The 20,879-nt window shown below is 62.9% G+C and carries 17 protein-coding genes; 16 read left to right on the top strand and 1 reads right to left on the bottom strand.

Going from position 1 to position 20,879, the window contains the following annotated elements:
- Positions 1–92 precede the first annotated feature (92 nt).
- Positions 93–2,030, top strand: a complete 1,938-nt coding sequence (locus tag SM130_RS09495) for a DUF3363 domain-containing protein (protein ID WP_423836604.1) — start codon at positions 93–95, stop codon at positions 2,028–2,030.
- Here SM130_RS09495 and SM130_RS09490 read toward each other — a convergent pair.
- Entirely contained in the window at positions 2,020–2,901 is an 882-nt protein-coding gene (locus tag SM130_RS09490; protein WP_256045055.1) for a helix-turn-helix transcriptional regulator, read from the bottom strand. The genes SM130_RS09495 and SM130_RS09490 overlap by 11 nt on opposite strands.
- Positions 2,902–3,041: 140 nt before the next feature.
- Between SM130_RS09490 and hemA the strand changes: the two genes are divergently transcribed.
- The 15 genes from hemA to SM130_RS09420 all read left to right on the top strand — a co-directional run bounded on the left by hemA (position 3,042) and on the right by SM130_RS09420 (position 20,853).
- Positions 3,042–4,274: a 5-aminolevulinate synthase gene (gene hemA, locus SM130_RS09485; RefSeq protein ID WP_256045056.1), complete on the top strand. Its 1,233-nt coding sequence runs from the start codon at positions 3,042–3,044 to the stop codon at positions 4,272–4,274.
- A complete protein-coding gene (locus SM130_RS09480) occupies positions 4,274–4,777 on the top strand; it encodes a GNAT family N-acetyltransferase (protein ID WP_256045057.1) in 504 nt (167 codons plus the stop codon). The genes hemA and SM130_RS09480 overlap by 1 nt, the downstream gene beginning before the upstream one ends.
- On the top strand, positions 4,774–5,847 hold the full coding sequence (locus SM130_RS09475; protein ID WP_256045058.1) for a Gfo/Idh/MocA family oxidoreductase: 1,074 nt from the start codon (positions 4,774–4,776) through the stop codon (positions 5,845–5,847). Before SM130_RS09480 ends, SM130_RS09475 begins: the two co-directional genes overlap by 4 nt.
- Before the next feature lie 13 nt (positions 5,848–5,860).
- Complete coding sequence (gene asnB / locus SM130_RS09470) at positions 5,861–7,714, top strand: asparagine synthase (glutamine-hydrolyzing) (protein WP_256045115.1); 1,854 nt, start codon at positions 5,861–5,863, stop codon at positions 7,712–7,714.
- A 59-nt stretch (positions 7,715–7,773) separates the two neighbouring features.
- Positions 7,774–8,979, top strand: a complete 1,206-nt coding sequence (locus SM130_RS09465; RefSeq protein WP_256045059.1) for an MFS transporter — start codon at positions 7,774–7,776, stop codon at positions 8,977–8,979.
- 19 nt (positions 8,980–8,998) lie between these two features.
- Positions 8,999–9,946 (top strand): LysR family transcriptional regulator, encoded by a 948-nt coding sequence (locus SM130_RS09460; protein ID WP_256045060.1) that lies wholly within the window; start codon positions 8,999–9,001, stop codon positions 9,944–9,946.
- Between the two features lie 219 nt (positions 9,947–10,165).
- Complete coding sequence (locus tag SM130_RS09455; RefSeq protein WP_342369133.1) at positions 10,166–10,561, top strand: MbcA/ParS/Xre antitoxin family protein; 396 nt, start codon at positions 10,166–10,168, stop codon at positions 10,559–10,561.
- A complete protein-coding gene (locus SM130_RS09450) occupies positions 10,561–11,028 on the top strand; it encodes an RES family NAD+ phosphorylase (protein ID WP_256045062.1) in 468 nt (155 codons plus the stop codon). Before SM130_RS09455 ends, SM130_RS09450 begins: the two co-directional genes overlap by 1 nt.
- A 298-nt stretch (positions 11,029–11,326) precedes the next feature.
- Positions 11,327–13,243 carry a TonB-dependent receptor plug domain-containing protein gene (locus SM130_RS09445; protein ID WP_256045063.1) on the top strand — a complete coding sequence of 639 codons (1,917 nt, stop codon included), beginning with the start codon at positions 11,327–11,329 and terminating at the stop codon, positions 13,241–13,243.
- Between the two features lie 35 nt (positions 13,244–13,278).
- Positions 13,279–17,193 carry a cobaltochelatase subunit CobN gene (gene cobN / locus SM130_RS09440; protein ID WP_342369132.1) on the top strand — a complete coding sequence of 1,305 codons (3,915 nt, stop codon included), beginning with the start codon at positions 13,279–13,281 and terminating at the stop codon, positions 17,191–17,193.
- Between the two features lie 14 nt (positions 17,194–17,207).
- The gene (locus tag SM130_RS09435; RefSeq protein WP_256045065.1) at positions 17,208–17,741 is read left to right on the top strand and encodes a MotA/TolQ/ExbB proton channel family protein; all 534 of its coding nucleotides are present in this window, start codon (positions 17,208–17,210) and stop codon (positions 17,739–17,741) included.
- Positions 17,742–17,746: 5 nt separating this feature from the next.
- Positions 17,747–18,064: a DUF2149 domain-containing protein gene (locus tag SM130_RS09430; protein ID WP_256045116.1), complete on the top strand. Its 318-nt coding sequence runs from the start codon at positions 17,747–17,749 to the stop codon at positions 18,062–18,064.
- On the top strand, positions 18,061–18,264 hold the full coding sequence (gene hemP, locus SM130_RS22325) for a hemin uptake protein HemP (protein WP_425473501.1): 204 nt from the start codon (positions 18,061–18,063) through the stop codon (positions 18,262–18,264). Before SM130_RS09430 ends, hemP begins: the two co-directional genes overlap by 4 nt.
- A 202-nt stretch (positions 18,265–18,466) precedes the next feature.
- Positions 18,467–20,404 carry a conjugal transfer protein TraG gene (locus tag SM130_RS09425; protein ID WP_423836606.1) on the top strand — a complete coding sequence of 646 codons (1,938 nt, stop codon included), beginning with the start codon at positions 18,467–18,469 and terminating at the stop codon, positions 20,402–20,404.
- Complete coding sequence (locus tag SM130_RS09420; RefSeq protein WP_228208719.1) at positions 20,401–20,853, top strand: CopG family transcriptional regulator; 453 nt, start codon at positions 20,401–20,403, stop codon at positions 20,851–20,853. The genes SM130_RS09425 and SM130_RS09420 overlap by 4 nt, the downstream gene beginning before the upstream one ends.
- Positions 20,854–20,879: the final 26 nt, after the last annotated feature.

Raw genomic sequence — 20,879 nt, 5'->3', positions numbered from 1 at the left:
GGTTCGGAGTGCCTGTCAGCCCTGGGGGCGCACCGGCTGTGCAGCTAACCGGGGCACCCCTGCGCCCCACCACGACCACATTGGAGGCAATGATGGACGATCGGGATAGCACCCATGACGACCGATTCCGGCCTCGAACCGGCCCGCCGAAGCAGCGCGGCCAGGCCTTCGTCGGCCAGGTTCTTCGCCAGGCCAGCAAGACGGGTGCCCATGCGCTCGTGCAATCAACAAGGCCAGGCGCCCGCCTCGGCCGTGGTCATGTCGAGGCTCAGTTCGGCCGAACAGGACGCTCGGTCTATTTTCGGCGTGTCGCCGTCAAGACGCGCCTGGTGAATCTCCAACGCGCCGGCAGGCGATCCACATCGACTCATCTGCGCTACATCGAGCGAGAGGGCGTCGGGCGTGATGGCGAGCCGGGCAAGGCCTACGGCGCGCTGACCGATGAGGTCGATATCCAGGCGTTCGAAGCGCGCGGCCGCGATGATCGCCATCAGTTTCGCTTTATCGTCTCGCCCGAGGACGCGAACTCGCTCGATGACCTGCGCACCTTCACCCGGCACCTGATGGAGCGAGTCTCGTCGGACCTGGGAACGCGGCTCGATTGGGTAGCCGTCGACCACTGGAACACCGACAACCCGCACACCCATATCGTGTTGAGGGGCAAGGACGAATCCGGCCGGGATCTGGTCATCGCCAGGGACTACATCGCCCATGGGATGCGCGAGCGAGCATCGGGGCTGGCGACCGATTGGCTCGGGCTGCGCACGGAACGGGAGATCGCGCAAAGCGCTCAGCGCGAAGTGACGCAGGATCGCTGGACGAGCCTGGATCGCATGCTTGCTCGCCAGATGTCGCCGGAAGGGCTGCAATTGAACGCTCTTGGACGCCACCCGCGGCGCCAACAGCTGATCGGGCGGCTCCAGCACCTGGAACGACTAGGGCTCGCCAGGCAGGCGCCGGGGGGACACTGGCGCGTATTCGATCACGCCGAGCGCACGCTGCGCGAGTTGGGCGAGCGCGGCGATATCCTGCGCACGATGCAGCGCGCCATGGCGGGCACCCAACGGGACCTGCATATCGTTCAGCCTGGACACGACGGCAGCATCATCGGGAGGGTGGCAGCCAAGGGGCTAACCGGCGAGTCCCACGACCTGCCGTACTTGGTGGTCGATGGCACGGACGGCCGGGCTCACCACGTCACGTTGGCGCGCGACACGCAGTTGTCGAGCTACCCAGTCGATGCAATCGTCGAGGTCAGGGGTACGTTCCCGCCACGTGCAATGGATAACCGGATTGCCGCCCTGGCGGTCGATGGCCTGTACGTCCGGGATACGCATCGCGCCATGCTAACGAAGCGAGACCCGAAGATCGACATGGAATCACTGCTCGATGCGCACGAGCGGCGTCTCGAAGCCTTGCGCCGCGCCGGTATCGTCGAGCGGGTAGGCAACGGCTTATGGCGCGTGCCGCGGGACCTTGCCGAACAGGGGCGCCGGTACGACACGCAGCGCTCGAGCGGTGTCGCGGTAACTGTCCATTCGCGACTGCCAATCGATCGCCAAGTCCGGGCCATGGGTGCCACCTGGCTCGACGCGCAGCTCGTGGGAGGGGCAGCGGAGCCGGCGACACGTGGCTTCGGCGCAGAGGTTCGCACGTGCCTGCGCGAACGAGCAGACTATCTGGTCAAACTTGGGCTGGCGCAGCGCCTGGGCGAGCAAACATCCTTTGCACCGAGCCTGCTAGCGACGCTTCGCCAGCGCGAATTGGCCGCCACGGTGAAAGGAATCGAGGAACGGACTAGCATGCGGCATCACGCACCGGTCGAAGGCGTACGGGTCACCGGGATCTACCGAAGGTATGTGGACCTTGCCAGTGGGCGCTACGCGCAGCTCGAACATGACGGCGGCTTCAGCCTGGTGCCATGGAAGCCGGTCATCGAGCCGCGGCGAGGGCTATCGGTGACTGCACGGGTCCGGCGCGACCAGGTGTCCTGGAACATCGGACGCTCGCGCGGCCCGGTCATTGAATGAGCGACGCGCGATCCGGGCTGGAGGTCGCGGCGTCGTTCGCCAGCCACTGCTCGAAACGGTGCTCATGCACCTGCCCTTCCCTCGCTGCGTAGTAAACCAGCCGCAGGTCGCGGTCGACGTCGATGGTCAGGGACGTATGGTCGAACACGACCGGGCCAACCTCGGGAACGCTAAGATACCGAACCCCCTGGCACGGGCCATGGATATCCTGCTGGCGCCACCAGGTCCTGAAGTCGGTATCGACCTTTTCCAGGTCCTTGACCAGGTTGTCGATGTCCGGATCGAGCGGGGCCCTGACGAAGTCGCGGCGAAAGCTCGACAGAATTTGCAGCGCCTGATCCTGCCAGGGATCGAACAGGGTGCGCATCGAGGCGGCGGTAAACAGCAGCCAGAGCAGGTTGCGTCGCTCGGCCGGAAAGCTCGAGAAGCCAAACAGCCGATCGGCCGCAGCATTCCACGCCAGCACGTCCCACCGCAGGTTCAACACATACGCCGGGCGCAACGGCAGATCGGCCATCAGCCGATGCACGAGGGGCGGAACCACGCACCACGTCTTGCCCGGTTCTGGCGGCAAGCGCTGATGGGCCAGCAGAAACAGATGGCGACGTTCTGTCGCATCGAGCTTGAGCGTGCGCGCCAGGTTCTCGAGAAATGTCGCCGATACGCCGATATCCCTGCCCTGCTCCAGCCAGGTGTACCAGGACAACCCCACCCCAGCGAGCGCGGCCACCTCCTCGCGCCGAAGGCCCGGCGTACGGCGCCTGCCGCCCGACGGAAGGCCAACCTCCTCGGGCGTAATGCGTTCACGGCGGCTGCGCAGGAAGTCGGCAAGCTCGGTGCGGTTTCGTTCGAAGCTTCGCGGTGCGCTCATCCAATTACCTCCAGTAACAGCATAACCAGTCAAATTGTAACCCCCTGGCAACGGTACTAAGAATAGCGTCTCGTCGCGCAAAACCCCATTGCAGAGCAGTCGGTAGGGGCAAGGCGGCCAGATCGCTAGGAGAGATACGGATGTACCAATCATTGCTTCGCGAACAGCTGGAGTCATTGAAGTCCTCCAACCAGTACCGCACGTTCACAACACTCAGCCGCATCTGTGGCCAGTACCCACTGGCCAAGCTCCAGGGCAGCGACCGCGAGCCGGTCGTTGTCTGGTGCAGCAACGACTACCTGGGAATGTCCCAGCACCCGGCGGTGCGCCAGCAGATGCACGTCGCACTCGAGACCTACGGCGCCGGCTCCGGCGGCTCGCGCAATATCGGCGGATCCCATGAGCTGTATGCCCGCCTGGAAGCCAGCCTTGCCGAGTGGCATGGCAAGGAGGCCGCGCTGGTCTTTCCAACCGGCTTCGGCTCGAACGATGCGACCCTGCAATGCCTGCTGCGCCAGATTCCAGACTGTGTGGTGGCGAGTGACGCCATGAACCACGCCTCGATCGTCAATGGCATTCGGGCAACACCCAACGAGCGCAAGGTATTCAGGCACAACGATGCCCGTCATCTTGATGAAATCCTGTCTGGCTACCCACTCGGGCAACCAAAGCTCGTCGTGTTCGAGTCAATCTACTCAATGGACGGCGACATCGCGCCAATCGAACGTATCGTCGAGGTTGCCAAGCGCCACAACGCGCTGACGTACCTGGACGAGGTTCATGCGGTTGGCATGTACGGTCCCCGCGGTGACGGCATTGCCGCCCAGCTCGGACTGGCCGGCGAGATCGACATCATCCAGGCGACGATGGCCAAGGCCATCGGGGTCATTGGCGGATACATCGCCTCGAGCCAGGTCATCGTCGATGCCGTGCGTTCCTTCGCAACCGGCTTCATCTTCACCACTTCGCTGCCACCGGCGGTTACGGCCGGCTGCCTTGCAAGCGTCGAGTACCTCAAGGCAAACGACGACGAACGCACCCGGCTGCACGCCAAGACCGCGCTTCTTCGTGAACGGCTCAAGCAGTACGACATCCCGGTCATGCCCTGCTCGCAGACGCACGTATTGCCCGTTCTCGTTGGCGAGGCGGAGCGGTGCAAGGCTGCCGCCCAGCGCCTGCTCCATACCCACCGCGTGTACCTCCAGCCGATCAACTATCCGTCGGTACCAGTGGGCACGGAGCGCTTTCGCATCAACGCCACGCCGAACCACAGCGAAGCGCAGATTGAACAGCTGGCCGCAGCTCTGGACGAGACTTTCGCGCATTTCGCCATTCCCCGGGCTTCGAGCGCCTTCAAGACGGAGGTTGTGTGATGGGCGATTCGTTGTTCAACGTGCGCAGCGCAACCACGCTCGACATCCCGATGCTGATCGAGCTGCGCGGGGTACTGCTCGACGGCACCAACGCCAGCTACTCCAGTCGCACGCCGGAAGCGTGCGCGCGCTGGCGAGCGGCGTACCGGACCTGGCTGAGCAGCACCCTCGGCGCCAACGACAATGTCCGTGTGCTGGCCGTCGAGCATCGCGACTCCGGCCAGGTGATTGGTTGCGCAACCGGCATCATCGACGCGAGGGCCCCCACCGCCGCAAACCCGAACGGACTCTCGGGGTGGGTGCAGTCCGTCGTGGTAGCACCGCAGTTCCGTGCCAGGGGCATTGCGCGCGAGCTCATGACAACCCTCCTGCGTTGGTTCGACAAGCGCGAGGTACGCACCGTCGTGCTGCAAACCACAGAAGACGGGGCGCAGCTCTACTCCGCGCTTGGCTTCCAGCCCAGCAACGAGCGCTTGCTGGTCCGCCAGGAGGCGCCGACATGAAGGTGCTCATCATCGGCTTGGGCTATGCGGGACTGCGCTGGCAGCACGCACTCGAGCACGTCGGTCGTACGTGCCGTATCGCGATGTCGATTGCCTATCTGGATCGTCGCGAAAGGCCGAGCACGCTCGAGCGAATCGGGACCATCGACGAGGCGCTCGAGGCGTTCGGACCGGACCTCGTCGTGGTCAGCGTCAATGACGTGAGCCATGCTGCAGTTCTGCGCCAGCTGGGCGGGTACCGCGGATTCGTCATCTGCGAAAAACCGCTGGCAACACCGGCTGACGACCTCGGACCCATCGACTCCGCCCTCGCCTCGCTCGACGGCTTCTCCCTCAACCTGGTCGAGCGCTACTCGAGTGCGAGCCAGACGCTTCGCGAGTGGGTCGCTCGGCATCGCTGGCGTCTAGTGCGGGCGCACTTCAACTGGGGGAAGGACCGAATCAACGACTATCGCCCGACCTGCGGCGTTACGAGCGAAGTGATCCATGCCCTTGACCTTGTGAGCTGGATCTGTCCCACCGAGGGTGAGTGGTCGGCCGACGAGGTGATCGGCGTTCGATCGGACTTCTCGATATCCGGCCCCGCAGTGCTCGACACGGTGATGGTCGGCGCAACGCTCGGCGAGGTCCCCGTCACCGGCTACAGCAGTTTCGTCAATGTCGTCCGCCAACGCACCGTCGACTGGTCGTTCGTCGATGACCAGGCGCATGTCATCCACGCACGGCTGACCTTCGATACGCCGTGCTGGGACCACGATCATCTGCGGATCTGGATGCGCGACAGCGACGGAACGCAGTTGACGCTGCACGAAACGAGCGAGGCGCCCAGCGAGCCGGGTCTGAAAACACTGCACAAGCTCTCGCACCTGTGCCGGGACGCGGTGCTCTGGGTAGCAAGACGGCGCGAGCCGGACTTGCCATTCGCCGACCTGCGCACCGCGATCAAGCTGCAGCGCCTGCTCAACACGCTGGAGACGCGCGCCAAGGCAGCCGCAGTTCCCGCGCGCTACATCCGCTCCCAGAACCGGGTCCTGCTCGGCGAAGACAGCGACCTCGAAAGCCTTGGCTAATCAGGAGACAACTATGTGTGGAATCACAGGATGGCTGTTCTACAGCCAGGACATGCGGGAACACGAGAACGTCCTGCAGCGCATGACCGACTCGATGGCCCGGCGGGGCCCCGATGCGCAGGGAACCTGGATCGACGGCCCGGTCGGCCTCGGCCATCGCCGCCTTTCGATCATCGATCTGGAGGGCGGCAAGCAGCCGATGCTGGCTCGCCAGGCGGACGGTAAACAGGCAGCGGCCATTACCTATAGCGGGGAGATCTACAACTTCCGCGAGCTGCGTGCAGAACTGCAGCTGCGCGGACATCGTTTCGAAAACCGCAGCGATACCGAAGTGGTCCTTCGCGCATATCTCGAATGGGGGGAAAACTTCGTCGACCGGCTCAACGGCATGTACGCCTTCGCCATCTGGGATCGACGGCAGGAAAGCCTGCTTCTCGTCCGCGACCGCATGGGCGTCAAGCCCTTGTACTACTACCCCACTGCGGACGGTGTCATCTTCGGATCCGAGCCGAAGGCCCTTTTGGCCAACCCGAGCGTGCCGCGCCGAGTCCGTGCGGACGGCCTTCGAGAAATACTGGAGATGGTCAAAACCCCCGGCCATGCCGTCTTCCATGGCATGTACGAGGTTCTGCCCGGCGAAGTCGTTCGGGTCGATCGCCGAGGGCTGAGGAAGCGGCGCTACTGGCGCCTTGAGGCACGCGAGCACTCCGATTCGCTGGAGCAAACCGTTCGGCATACGCGTGACCTGCTGGAGGATATCGTCGAGCGTCAAATCGTGGCAGATGTTCCCCTGTGCAGCCTCCTGTCCGGCGGTCTGGACTCGTCCGTGATCACTGCGCTCGCATCGAAGAAGCTGCTCGAGGCCGGTAAAGCGAACATTCGCTCCTTCTCGGTGGACTTTCGAGAACACGGCCAGGGCTTCGCCGGCGACGCGGTTCGGGGAACGCCGGATGCGCCCTTCGTCCGCGAACTGGTTGCACGAATCCACTGCACGCACGGCGAGATCATCCTGGACAGTGCCGAGCTTGCCGATCCGATCCTGCGCCGTCAGGTCGTGCGCGCGCTTGACCTTCCACCGGCGTACTGGGGCGACATGTGGCCGTCGCTGTATCGCCTGTTCGAGGAGGTGCGCAAGCATTCGACCGTGGCGCTCTCCGGGGAAAGCGCCGATGAGGTGTTCGGCGGCTATCGGTGGTTCCATGACCCGGAGGCGATCGAGGCAGGCACCTTTCCCTGGCTGACGTCCGTCACCGGCAAGTACTTCGACGGCAAGACACTGTTCGACCACGGGCTGCTGCGCCAGCTCGACATGCCTGTATTCCTCGCCGACAGCTACCGCCAGGCCATCGCCGAAACACCCATGCTTGTCGGCGAGAGTCCGGTCGAGCGGCGGATGCGAGAGCTCAGCTACCTGAACCTAACGCGCTTCGTGCAAACGCTGCTCGATCGCAAGGACCGCATGAGCATGGCGGTCGGACTCGAGGTCCGGGTTCCGTTCTGCGACCACCGACTGGTCGAGTACGCCTTCAACATCCCATGGTCGCTTAAGGCCTTCGATGGCCGCGAGAAGAGCATCCTGCGCGCAGCGACACGCGACCTGCTGCCGCCACCGATCACCGACCGCGTCAAGAGCCCCTATCCCTCTACGCAGGACCCTGCGTACGAGCACGCGCTGCGCCAGTCGCTGGCCACGATCATGCAAAGCCAGGATGCACCCGTCCGACCGCTGCTGGACACCATGCAAGTCCAGGAAACGCTCAACCGGCCGCTGGGCGATGTCTCGCCCATGTATGACCGGATGGGCATGGAGCTCGCCGTCGGACTCAACACCTGGCTGACAGACCTGGACGTAACACTGGATCTTTAACCTCCGGGCGTGGCCCGACGGGCCACGCTGCCCTGTCACGACGTGGAGCCTCAATCCTCATGAGTACCCCCTCATCCAATTCGCTACCCATCTACCTGATCGCACTCGGCGCCTTTGCGCTCGGTATGGCGTCCTACGTCACGGCCGGACTGATACCGTTGATCGAAGACGCCTTTACGGTCTCGGTTGCCGTCGCCGCGCAATTGGTTACGGCCTTCACCCTTGCCTATGGACTCGGCTCGCCCATCTTCGTGGCGCTGACGCCGCCAGACCGTCAACGCAGTGGCCTGCTTGCCGCCCTGGCCCTCTTCGTCGTCGCGAACGCGGCCAGCGCGCTTTCCACGGACTTCAATGCCCTCCTTGCCTGGCGCGCCATCGCCGGAATTGGCGCGGGCGTTTACCTGGCCATGGGCATCGGCGCATCGGCCGCCCTTTCGACCGCGGAGCGACGCGGCAAGTCCATCGCGATCATCATGGGCGGAATGGCCAGCGGCGTGGTCCTGGGCGTACCGCTTAGCCTCATGATCGCCGACCTCATGGGTTGGCAGGCCGCGCTCTGGCTGGTCACGCTGCTCGGGCTTCTGGCCTTCGTCGGGCTCTTACTGCTGCTACCAGCACTGCCCGCCGCACAAGCGAGCTCCCTTCGCGAGAAACTCGCCATGCTCGCCGATGTGCACGTAGTCACCATCCTGCTTGTTTCGCTGCTCGCAGCGATCGCCAGCCTCGGCATGTACACCTTTATCGCACCGCTGCTGCGCGACCCAGAGTTTGGTGGCGTTCGCTCGGTTACCCCATTTCTCTGGGCGTGGGGAATCGGCGGCGTGCTCGGCAGCTTCCTGATCGGACCGGTGGTCGATCGTGTGAGAGGGCCGGTGCTGGTCCTCGCCATCATGCTCATCCTGAGCGCCTCGCTGTTCCTGTTGCCAGTGGTGGCCGCCTTCAGTGTCTGGCTCGCCATGCTGCCCATTGTAATGTGGGGCGCCGTCGGCTGGGCGCTGCAGGTACCGCAGAACAACGAACTGATTCTGGCGCGCCAGGCACAGGGCGACGGCAATCTCGCCATTGCGCTCAACGAGTCCGCGCTGTACCTGGGCAGTGCCATCGGTGCCGCGGCCGGTGGGTTCATTTTTCTGCTGCAGCTGCCCATCTGGTCGCTTGCTGTCGGCGCGGGCGCCGTTGCGCTGGCCGGGGCCCTGCTGCAAACGCTCAACCTTCGTCGCCAACCCGATTGGTCTGCTGCACGGCGGGCTGCATCGGATCACTAATCGCTAGGAGGTAGTAGCCGTGGAGCTTCGTCACCTACGCTGCTTTGTCGTCGTAGCCGAGGAACTGCATTTCGCTCGGGCAGCCGCACGATTGCATATCGAACAGTCACCCCTGTCACGCATCATCAAAGACTTGGAATACAGACTCGGCGTACAGCTGTTCGAGCGCACGACCCGACGAACCCGCCTAACCTGGGCGGGCAGCGTGCTGCTCGAAGAAGCGCGCCGGATCTTTGCCGTGGTCGAACAGGCCAAGGCGAGCGTCAAGGGCGCTGCCGCGGGCTTTCGCGGCAAGCTCCGTGTCGCGCTGTCCGATGGCGTGCCGCAGTCCCGGCTCGCTGCGCTGTTGGCCCAATGCCGGGAGGAGGATCCGGACGTCGAGATCTTTCTTCGCGAGGTGCCGTCCTCGGTGCAGGCCAACGGCCTGCGCGAGGACTTCTTTGATGTCGGATTTGCACAGACCTCCGCCAACGAAGGTGATGGGCTCCTGTCCGAGCCTGTCTGGCAGGACCCGCTTGTCGTCGTCCTACCTGCCCGGCACCAGTTGCTTGCACACCGGCACATTCCAGTCGACGAGCTAGCCCGGCATCCACTTGTGCTATGTGAGCCGGAGGTCTGCGAGGGCTTCTGGCAGCAACTTCAACCCGTGCTCAAACCGATCGAAACGCAGATGACGATTGCCGACCGTGTACCCACCCTTGACCTCCTGATGGCGCTCGTCGCCGCGGGTTACGGCCTTGGCTTCTCGAGCCTTGCTCGCGTCACCGAACTCAACAACCCAGATGTGACGACCCGGCCGTTGGCAGGCGACACGACCATGATCACCACATACCTTATCCGGCGTGACGTCGAACCCAGCGAGCAACTGAGACGTTTCATCAGTCGAGTCGTGAAGGCCGACGATGAGCTAGACCCCGTTGCCTGTGCGGACGAATCTGCAACGCCAATCACTCAGTCTGGGATATAGGTGCCAGGGACAGATGACAGTCAACCCGAGTCGCCCTTCCACGCTAAGGAACACGACGCATGTGGTTCCAGACTGCTTTGCGCAGCGAAATGGAACGCCCGAAGGTGCTATCATATGACGTATCTAAGTACGTCATTTGAGGGTTTCGCAATGACTACCGCAGCGAAGCAATCGATCAAACGGTCCTCCAGCACTCCGAAGACGCCTAGTTTCTGGAGCATGGCGCACGAGCTGTCGAAGAACACCGAGTACGAACGGCTTGAGCGAATTCGTGCGGGCTTCGAGCCCTACTGGCTCCTCGCAACCAAGGCAGCGTTCGGGCTAACCATTCCGATGATCGCAGGCATCGCAAACGTGTCGGCGTCGACAATGGAACGCAGACTGAGAAGTACCGATGCCCTTGATCCAGTAGCATCGGAGCGAATTGACCGATTGGCTCAGGTCGCAGTGCTGGCCGAGGACGTGTTCGAGGAAAGGGACGCCGCGAGCCGCTGGATGGCAACACCGAACGATTCGCTAGGAGGAAACACGCCCCTCTCCCTTTGCGAGACAGAGCTCGGCGCGCGGCAGATCCGTCGGGTCCTGCATGCGATTGAATGGGGCGGCGTTGTCTGATGCGCGCATGGCGTATATCCAAAGCCAAACGTGCTGCAGACCTGTCCGGCCTGGGCGCTGCGATTGAGGGTGGACGCTGGAATGATGCCAAAGTAGCAGCCGTTTACTTAGGACTATCTCCCGCTATCTGCTGCCTAGAAACGTTTGTGCATCAGAACCAGCGTCCGGTGATTCCCATGAAAATTACCGAACTCGAACTGCCAGACGATCCTGACCTGTATTTTGAACCCGCCGAAAGCGAACTACCGGTGGGCTGGGCAGCATTGCCGGCCGACACGCCCAGCATGTCTTTCGGCACGGACTGGTTGAATCGCGCCTCCCATCTGGGACTGATCGTGCCTTCTGCCGTTCTGCCGCTCGAGCGAAACATCGTGCTTAACCCAAGACACCCGGCGATCACGCGCGTAAAGATCAGCCGGATAATGGATTTCGCGTACGACGAAAGGCTTTTCGCAATTCGGCCGTAAGAGAGACAAAAACAAGACACTCCTCGTGCGTGGACTGACCGATAGCACCACGCACCACGGCCTGCGACCAATTGTCATCCCCCTTTGCCCACTCGAATCGCCCGTCTTCGGCCATTACAGCCAATTGTCCGAGCATGCCCTGATGGGACTCCCGGTCATCGACAGCCAGACGTGCCATGCATCGATTGCGTTCGATAATCATTCTTATTACCATCTATCGCTTCACTTAGGCCGATACGTTCTAGCCAGCCAGGGACAGTCCCCAGCCAGCCATCTCATTCTTTCTTAGGGGGTGAATATGCGCAGGCACGCGCTGGCAATGGCATGCATCATGGTTTCCGGAGCGGGAGCAGCCGCCGAGACGACCGAGCTCAACCCGATGGTGGTTACGGCCACCCGCAGCTCCGTCTCATTGGCAGACGCGCCAGCTGCAATGACCGTTATCACTGCCGAGCAGATCCGTGCACGAGGTGCGACCAACCTGCTCGAGGCGCTTCGCGGGACCCCCGGCATCACCCTCAATGGGCGCCAGGTTGGGGGTCGCAAGACCTTGAGCATTCGCGGCGCCGAAGATCGCCATACGCTCGTGTTGATCGATGGCCGACGCATCTCCTCGACCGATGACACGATTGGCCACTCCGACTACCAGTACGGGTGGGTCGGTATCGAGCAGATCGAACGGATCGAGGTCGTACGGGGCCCAATGTCCGCCCTTTACGGCTCCGAAGCGATCGGCGGGGTGATTAATATCATTACCCGCCAGGCCCAACGTGAATGGAGCGGCGGGGTGACCCTGCGTGGGGATGTGGGTGAAGGGGACACCGGCAATGGCCATCGCCTGGCCGCGCGGGCGTCAGGCCCACTTGCCGAAGGGTTAAATGTCGCGATGGCGGTCGAAGAGATGCGCCGCGAATCGACACCATGGGAGCAGGATCGGCGAGTGTCGGAAATGGAGGGGCACGATCGCAAGACGGGAAGCCTTGCGATCAGTTACCGGCCGATTGAAGGACAGATGCTGAAGCTGGACCTGCTTCGCAGCGACGAAACCCGCGATCGTGACCAGCAGTACGCCTACTACGCTCGTCCGATCTACCTGGATACCTACGAGCTTGAGCGACGCCAGAACTCGCTGGCCTGGAACGCCGACTGGGGTGACCTTCAGTCGCAACTGCGCTTTACCCGTTCGGAATTCGACGTCACCAACAAGCGTACTCAGAACCTGGCCCCAACGCGCCCCCAGTCGATCCGCGATGACGTATGGGACGGCAGCCTCAATTTTCACATCGGCGAAGACCATGCCCTCACCGTAGGCGGAGAGCATCGGGACGAACGCCTGGAGAACGCCGGCCTGATCGGCGGCTCGGACTCCGCGACACACCAAGCGGTGTTCATCCAGGATGAGATCGCATTGGCGACGGAGTGGGCATTGACTCTGGGCGCGCGCCTCGACGATCACGAGATTTTCGGGCGCGAGACCAGCCCACGTGCGTGGCTCGTCTGGCGCGCCACACCGGAACTGACGTTCAAGGCAGGATACGGCGAGGCCTTCCGCGCACCGACGCTCAAACAGATCTCGCCGAACTACGTCGGGGCCGAAGGCCCGCATACGTTTCTGGGCAACGCCGACATCAAGCCGGAAACCAGTCGCTCGTTCGAGCTGGGCGTCGATTGGCATGACGAGCGTGGTGCCTATACCGCAAACGTCTACCGCAACGAGATCGACGACCTGATTTATTACCGGCGCCTGCGCACCGAGCCCGGCATACCGCCGCGCACGATCTATCAGTACGACAACATCGAACAAGCTCGAATCGAGGGGTTGGAGCTCACCGGGCGCCGCGAGTTGGGATACGGCATTGCATTGGGCGCGACGGTCAACTGGATGGACCCGCGCGACGCTCGGACCGAAGCCAAGCTCAACGGACGTCCAGAGTTCACAGCTACGCCTTCGCTGGAATGGACCATGGCGAGGTGGAACGCGCTGGTGCAGTGGGAGTATATCGGCAAGCAGTACCTGGAAGGCTCGAACGGGCAGGAGCGCGCACCCGGCTACAGCATCGTCAACGCGAGCCTCGGGTACAGGCTGCAAGACAACCTGACGCTACGTGGTGGCGTGCTTAACATCGGCGACGTGCGACTGGAGGACAAATCCGAACTGTTTGGCTACGCCGAACAGGGTCGCACCGGTTGGCTGGCGGTGGAGGCCGGGTTCTGATGCGCGGCCTACTACTGCTCACTAGAACAACAGTGATGCTCGTCTTCGGCCTCCTGGCGCTGAGCCTGTCGATGCGGGTCCAGGCCGAGACCATGCAGGCCAAACGTTTGCTGTTCGTGGCGGCGGCGCCAGTCCAGGCGGGCAAATTCGAGCGCCTGAAACCCATCGCCCGCGATGCAGGCTTTAGCCTCGAGTATCGGATGATCGACGGCGTAGATGGCAATCCCAACCTCGCACAGCTCGACAGCTTCGACATGATTGCAATCGACGCGCCCTACGGCGCTGCCCTGGGAGCAATGCAAATGGGGCTTGGGTCGGCGCTCGACGGCCTTGCGACGCCCTGGATCTGGCTGCGCCGGGATGGCAGCCGCGGCAACGGCCTGCCGCCCGCGCTGATCGAGGAGCTCGACCTCTATTACACAAACGGCGGCGTAGCGAACTTCAACGGTTTCTTCTGCCGTCTCGACGCTCATCTCACTAGCAAAGCGTCACCCTGCCCGTCTCCGGATATTCATCCGCAGGCAGGCATCTATCATCCCCAGGGGGACGGGAGAATCTTCACCAGCCTGGACGACTACCTCGAGTGGAAAGGTGTTGAGCTACGCACCGAAATACCGGTGATTGGCGCTCTCTTCCACAAGGCGTACATGGACTCCGGGCTCACAGGCTTCGTCGACGACACGGTCCGGCGCATCGAAGCGGCCGGTGCGCTGGCAGTACCGCTCTATACCACGGCGATGGGCAACGATGAGATTACCTCGTTGCTCGGCACTTCCGGCACGCCCCGTGCGGATGTGCTGATCAACATGCAGATCATGCTCAACGGCTCGGGGCGCAAGGCGGAATTCGAACGACTCGGCATCCCGGTCCTACAGGCCATGCCCTATCGCGGTGGCGAGCAGGCCGACTGGGAAGCCGACGCAGTCGGTTTGGAGGCCCAGGACATCCCGTTCTATCTCGCGCAACCGGAGTATGCCGGGCTCATCGACCCGCTGTTCGCTGCTGTAACGCGCAAGGCCGATGGCGACATCGTGCCCATCGATCGCCAGCTTCAAGCCGTTGTCGACAAGGCGATGCGGCTCGCGCATTTGCAGCGGCTGCCCGCCCAAGAGGTGCGAACAGCGATCATGTTCTACAACTACCCGCCGGGCGAAACAAACCTTGGCGCGTCGTTCCTCAATGTGCCACGCAGTCTCGAAACGTTGCTCGCCGCCTACGCGGAGCGCGGCTATGGCGTGCAGCAGCTCGATGAGCAACAGCTGATCAACGAGCTGGCCAGCTTGCTTGCCCCCTTCTATCGCGACGATGCGCTTGAGGGTCTGCTGATCGATGACCGCGGCGCGCCGTTGTCGCTCGCGGCTTACCAGTCCTGGTTCGACAATCTGCCCGAGAGGGTGCGGCAGCCGATCCTCGAGCGTTGGGGACTACCAGAGGATGCCAGCTTGTTCTTGCCGGCACGCAACGTCTTTGTCATTCCACGTCTGCAGCTTGGCAACCAGGTGGTGATGCCGCAGCCGCCGCGAGGCGAGCGGCTGGACGATCGCGAAAAGGCGCTGTATCACGACACGAAGTCTCCCCCTTCCCACAGCTATCTCGCGGCCTATCTCTGGTTGCGCAACGAGTTCGCCGCCGACGCGCTGGTGCATTTCGGGACACATGGTTCCGCGGAATGGCAACCGGGCAAGGAGCGAGGGCTCGACGTGGTCGAGGCGCCCTACCTCGTGCTGGGCGATCTGCCGGTGATCTATCCCTACATCGTGGACAACATTGGCGAGGCGCTGCAAACCAAGCGCCGGGGCCGAGCGGTCACTATCAGCCATAACACCCCGGCCTTTGGCCCGGCCGGGCTACATGGCGAGCTCAACGAGCTACACGACCTGCTCCACCAATGGCTGAGCATGACCGAAGGCGAGGTGCGGACTGTGACCGCCAATCGGATCCGCGAGCTGACCGAACGGCTGAAGCTCGACCGAGACGCGGCAATCGATACGGCAACCATCGAAAGCAATTTCGCTGCCTTCATCGACTCCCTGCACGTACAACTGCATGACCTGGCGCTGGAACAGCAGCCGTTGGGGCTCGCACGCTTCGGAATGCCGGCCGATGAAAACGTGCGTCTGTTGACCGTGCAACAAATGCTCGGCAAGCCGCTGCTCCAGGCCATCGCCCCGGACGATCCGGAAGAACTATTGCTGGTGGACTATGAGAGCATCCGGACAACCCCAGTGTGGCATTTGCTGGACGAGCACGTACGCCAGGGGCGGCCCTGGACCGGCGACCCGCAAGTTGGAGCGCTGCTCGAGCGCGGCCGCAGCTACTGGCAAAGCCTTGGCAACGACAGCGAACTGGACGGCTATTTCGCCGCGTTGCAGGGGCGCCACGTGCCCACGAGCTACGGCGGCGATCCCATAAAGAACCCGGACAGTCTTCCGACTGGCCGCAACCTGTACGGCTTCGATCCTTCACGCATTCCAACGCCCGAGGCATGGGAGGCCGGCCAACTGGCCGCAACACGACTGCTCGAGCAGCATCGGGAGAAGCATGGCCAATACCCCAGCAAAATGGCCTTTACGCTATGGTCGGTGGAAACCATGCGCCACTTCGGCATGCTCGAAGCCCAGGTGCTGGCGATGATGGGTTTCCGCCCGGTCTGGGACAGCGCAGGTCGGGTCACCGGCATTGAGGTCATCCCTGCCGAAGAACTCCAACGGCCGCGTATCGACGCGGTTGTTTCGGCGACCGGCCTCTATCGCGACCAGTTTCCGCAGGTCATGCAGTGGCTCGCCCAGGCGGCTGACCAGGCCAGCGCGCTGGACGAGCCGAACAACGCAATAGCCGCCAACAGCCGGAGAATCGAACGTACGTTGCGGGAGATTGGACTGTCACCCGAGGATGCATCGCTGGCAGCCCGAACGCGGATCTTCTCTTCCGAATCGGGCGCCTACAGCACCGGCCTGGAGGACGCCACCCTGGCCAGCGACAGCTTCGGCGAGAATGCCGATGGCGGCCAGGACCGCATCGCTGGCGAGCAAAAACTGGCCAGCCTCTATCTCGATCGAATGCAGTTCGCCTATGGGCCGGATCCCGCACGCTGGGGAGAAAAGCCGGACGTCAACCTTTACGCCGAGCAGCTACGCGGCGTGGAAGGTGCAGTGCTGTCCCGTTCGTCAAATCTATACGGAATGCTCACCACGGATGACCCCTTCCAATACCTGGGTGGCCTCGGCCTTGCCGTAAGGCACCTAGATGGCAAGTCGCCCGAGCTTTACATCAGCAACTTGCGCGACGCGGACAATCCGCGCAGCGAGACGGCGGCCGGCTTCCTCGCACGCGACCTGCGCGCACGCTACTTCCATCCCGGCTGGATCAAGGCGATACAGCAGGAGGGCTATAGCGGCACGCTCGAGGTCCTGGGCGCAGCCAACAACCTCTGGGGTTGGCAAGTCACCGCACCGGAAACGGTTCGCACCGATCAATGGGACGAGTTCAAGGCGGTGTATGTCGACGACAAGCTTGGACTGGGCATCAATGAATGGTTCGAGCAGAACCATCCGCAAGCCCAGGCCCAGCTGATCGAACGGCTACTGGAAGCGGCTCGAAAGGAGTACTGGCAGGCGGACGCGCAAACGCTACAGCAGTTGGCGCAGCGCTGGCAGGACCTTGCAGAGCGCCACGACGCGGTCAGTGACAATGCCAAGTTCAGCGCCTACGTCGAACAGGCAGCGGCGGGCTTCGGGCTCGCCGCGCCGAGCGACGCGCCCCCCGACGCGCAAGCCTCAGCCGCAAGCGATGCTGCGGATACACAGCCCGTCACGGGCCAGAAGCTGGAGCGTCAACAGGCCCAACCGCAGCCCTTCGACTGGGCATCGCTGGCGGTCCTGCTGATGATCGCAGTGGCGCTGCTGGCCGGTATTTACAACCAGGGGCGGCACCTGCCGGCCCGTGCATGACTCAGGGAGACACCATGCAACTGTTCATCGAATCCGCGCTGTACAGCGCCAGCCAGATTTTCATGCTGCCGGTACTGCTGACCGTGATTGCCATGTTCATCTATGCGTTCTTTGCGGTGGGCCAGTTCCTCATGCAGGCGCGTCAGCGACGCCAGGGCCAGCCGCGTGGGTACGACCTGGTCGAGAGCTGGCGCCTCGCGCCGTCCATGTGCGCAACCGAGCTCGAGACACTGGCGTTCAAACGCCTCGAGACGCCGCGCATCGTCACGCGAGTGACTCCGATGCTGGGTCTGGTGGCGACCATGATTCCAATGGGGCCCGCACTCAAGGGCCTGTCCAACGGCCATCTCGATCAGGTGAGCGACAACCTGACGGTTGCCTTCTCCGCAGTGATTCTTTCCCTGCTCGCTGCCTCGCTCACCTACTGGGTCGTGAATGTGCGTCGGCGCTGGTATGCCGAGGAGCTCGTACAGATCGAGCATGAACAGCGAAACGGTACCGGTGCTGCAGCTGAGGTCGCCCACGAGATGACAGTGGAGATGAGCTGATGAGCGTGCGCTTGCTTGAGGAGGCGGAAGCCGATGATCCGATCCTTTCGGTCGTCAATCTGATCGATGTATTCCTGGTGATCATCGCTGCACTCCTGATCGCGGTGGCGAACAACCCAGTCAACCCGTTTACCAGTGAGGATGACGTCACGGTTATCAAGAACGCCGGCAAACCGAACATGGAAATTTTTATCAAGGAGGGCAAGACCATGGAGCACTACAAGTCCACTGGTGACATCGGCCAAGGACAAGGCGCCAAGGCTGGCGTGGCGTATCGCCTCGAGGATGGGTCAATGGTCTACGTGCCGGAGGGAGCGAAGTGACGGTCATACGAGCACCGCAGCGTCCGTTTGCAGAGCCGGTGGGCAAACACATCGGCGAGTCGAACGGATCGGCAAATCCGCGCCGGAGGGCCAACAGCGAACACCTACTGCAGGGCGCTCGCGAACTGGTCATCCTTCATGACGGTTGCGAGTACATCCTGCGCGTCACCCGACAGAATAAGCTGATCCTAACCAAGTAGTTCGCCGCAGACCTTCGGCGGACGACGCTCGCGGCCCCAACCATTCCGATCACGACGCCGCCGACCGACATAATCGTTGCCCAATCGGTCTTTGAAATCAGGGACCTGATTACCGAACCTTATCCAGGCGGCACGCCAAGGTGCCGTATGGATCAGGAGCGCAACGGCAGTGAGTCAGGCATCAAGCGTGCTGTACGGACAGATGGTGACGACGGTCTCGGTCGTATTCGCCAGCGTCTGGATCGCGACGCAGTCGGCCGCATCATCGCTGGGCTACGCCGAGCAGCTTGGCCACCCCTGGTTCGAGTTGCAGGGCTATCCCGTCTATAAGCCATGGGACTTGTTCGGCTGGTGGTTTCGGTTTGGCGATGCGTCCCCATCTACCTTCGACAGAGCGGGACTAATCGCAAGCGGCGGCAGCGCAACCGCCGTATTGCTCGCATTCGGCATGTCTATCTGGCGGGCCCGCCAGTCCAGTACAGCCACTACCCATGGTTCGGCGCGCTGGGCCATGCCCAGGGAGGTACGTGCGGCTGGGCTGACAAAGGACGCGGGTGTCTGCCTGGGCCTTTACCGAGGCCGCTATTTGCGCCACGCAGGCCCCGAGCATGTCCTTGTGTTCGCCCCCACCCGCTCTGGAAAAGGCGTCGGGCTGGTCGTGCCTACCCTGCTGTCGTGGACAGGTTCGGCGGTCATCCACGATATCAAGGGCGAGAACTGGAACCTGACGGCAGGCTGGCGCTCGCGCTTCTCGCACTGCCTTCTGTTCAATCCGACCGATCCGGCCTCCGCGGCATACAACCCCCTGCTCGAGGTTCGCCGGGGCGATCATGAGGTCCGGGACGTCCAGAATATCGCGGATATCCTCGTCGATCCCGAAGGCGCGATGGAGCGCCGTAACCACTGGGAAAAGACCAGTCACTCTCTACTGGTTGGCGCCATCCTCCACGTCCTGTATGCCGTCGAGGACAAGACGCTGCGAGGCGTTGCCAACTTTCTTTCAGATCCCTCCTGCACCTTCGAGCTGACGCTCCATCGCATGATGGCTACCTCCCATCTGCCGGAGGGTCCCCATCCGGTCGTCGCTTCTGCGGCACGCGAGGTATTGAACAAGAGCGAGAACGAACGCTCGGGCGTGCTCTCGACGGCCATGTCCTTTCTTGGTTTGTACCGTGACCCGACGGTGGCCCAGGTGACCTCCCGATGCGATTGGCGCATTGCGGATCTGGTTGCCGCTGTGCATCCGGTGTCGCTTTACCTCGTCGTTCCGCCGTCGGACATCAGTCGCACCAAACCGCTCATTCGATTGATCCTGAACCAGATCGGGCGGCGCCTGACCGAATCGCTCGACGACGCCGACGGCCTCAGGCGCAGGCACCAACTGTTGCTGATGCTCGACGAGTTCCCCGCGCTGGGACGGCTGGATTTCTTTGAATCGGCCCTGGCGTTCATGGCCGGTTACGGCCTGCGGGCGTTCCTGATCTCGCAATCGCTCAACCAGATCGACAGGGCATACGGGCAGAACCACTCGATCCTGGACAACTGCCATGTCCGCATCACCTTTGCCACCAACGACGAGCGTACGGCCAAGCGCATCTCCGAGACCTTGGGCACCGCGACTCACCTGCGCGCGCAACGCAACTATGCCGGTCACCGCCTGGCGCCCTGGCTGGGGCATCTCATGGTCTCACGCCAGGAAACGGCACGACCGCTGTTGACGCCCGGCGAGGTGATGCAACTGCCGGTCGACGAGGCCATCGTGATGCTCTCGGGCGTGCCGCCCATTCGCGCCAAGAAGCTGCGCTATTACGCGGATCGCAACTTCGTCCGAAGACTCTACAGCGCTCCGGTGCTCAGCCCGGGTCCCTACCCGGATGCGCCAGCCGTAGCACCTCACGACTGGTGCGGCGTCGTTGTGACCGGCGAGCCATACCAGCCGCTCGGCGCACTTGGGGACGATGCCGGTGGCCTCGAGCACAGCTCCTTGGGCGAGTCGTGGGACGAGGCACGGCCAATGCCGAACCTGTCGCCCCTGACCAACGACCTGGCGCTGCTGGACGACGATGCGGGTCTCGATTCAGTCGGAACGCCGCCGCGGCTATCGGCGGCAATTGGTCCTGACGATGGAGTATCCCTATGAGACGCGCGCGACTAAACCTCTTCATCGAGCCCGAGCACGCCAAGCGTCTCGATGAGCTGGCAACCAAGAAAGGTGTATCGAAGTCCTCCCTCGTCGCCGCCGCACTGGCGAGTTGGTTGTCGCCCGCTTCGGGTGAACAGCGTGAAGTTGCCATGGGCAAGCGGCTGGATCGCCTGTCGAGGCAGTTCGAGCGGTTGGAACGTGACCAGAACATCCTCATCGAGACGGTTGCTCTGTACGTGCGCTACTACCTGACCGTCAGCACGCCGGTGCCCGAAGCGCACCAGGAAGCCGCTAGAGCCCAAGGTCGCCTGCGCTTTACCCAGTTCGTCGAGCAGTTGGGCAGACGATGGCAGAAGGGCCGACGTCTGATAGACGAGATCGAGCGTGAAGGGCAGGCATTCGAAACACCTGATCACACCATGACGGCGTCGGGAGATCGGCCATGACCGCCCTCCCCGTCACGGCTCTCACG

Source organism: Stutzerimonas stutzeri (assembly GCF_038561965.1).
GTDB classification, from domain to species: domain Bacteria; phylum Pseudomonadota; class Gammaproteobacteria; order Pseudomonadales; family Pseudomonadaceae; genus Stutzerimonas; species Stutzerimonas stutzeri_AA.
This window is presented reverse-complemented; position numbering and strand designations above follow the sequence as displayed.

What these genes read in the sequence shown, in the direction of transcription:
- cobN (WP_342369132.1), top strand. Translation starts at nt 13,279, where the DNA reads ATGCTCGTCTTCGGCCTCCTGGCGCTGAGCCTGTCGATGCGGGTCCAG.
- SM130_RS09455 (WP_342369133.1), top strand. Translation starts at nt 10,166, where the DNA reads ATGGCGCACGAGCTGTCGAAGAACACCGAGTACGAACGGCTTGAGCGA.
- SM130_RS09445 (WP_256045063.1), top strand. Translation starts at nt 11,327, where the DNA reads ATGCGCAGGCACGCGCTGGCAATGGCATGCATCATGGTTTCCGGAGCG.
- SM130_RS09450 (WP_256045062.1), top strand. Translation starts at nt 10,561, where the DNA reads ATGCGCGCATGGCGTATATCCAAAGCCAAACGTGCTGCAGACCTGTCC.
- asnB (WP_256045115.1), top strand. Translation starts at nt 5,861, where the DNA reads ATGTGTGGAATCACAGGATGGCTGTTCTACAGCCAGGACATGCGGGAA.
- SM130_RS09480 (WP_256045057.1), top strand. Translation starts at nt 4,274, where the DNA reads ATGGGCGATTCGTTGTTCAACGTGCGCAGCGCAACCACGCTCGACATC.
- SM130_RS09465 (WP_256045059.1), top strand. Translation starts at nt 7,774, where the DNA reads ATGAGTACCCCCTCATCCAATTCGCTACCCATCTACCTGATCGCACTC.
- SM130_RS09435 (WP_256045065.1), top strand. Translation starts at nt 17,208, where the DNA reads ATGCAACTGTTCATCGAATCCGCGCTGTACAGCGCCAGCCAGATTTTC.
- SM130_RS09420 (WP_228208719.1), top strand. Translation starts at nt 20,401, where the DNA reads ATGAGACGCGCGCGACTAAACCTCTTCATCGAGCCCGAGCACGCCAAG.
- SM130_RS09475 (WP_256045058.1), top strand. Translation starts at nt 4,774, where the DNA reads ATGAAGGTGCTCATCATCGGCTTGGGCTATGCGGGACTGCGCTGGCAG.
- hemA (WP_256045056.1), top strand. Translation starts at nt 3,042, where the DNA reads ATGTACCAATCATTGCTTCGCGAACAGCTGGAGTCATTGAAGTCCTCC.
- SM130_RS09495 (WP_423836604.1), top strand. Translation starts at nt 93, where the DNA reads ATGGACGATCGGGATAGCACCCATGACGACCGATTCCGGCCTCGAACC.
- SM130_RS09490 (WP_256045055.1), bottom strand. Translation starts at nt 2,901, where the DNA reads ATGAGCGCACCGCGAAGCTTCGAACGAAACCGCACCGAGCTTGCCGAC.
- SM130_RS09425 (WP_423836606.1), top strand. Translation starts at nt 18,467, where the DNA reads ATGGTGACGACGGTCTCGGTCGTATTCGCCAGCGTCTGGATCGCGACG.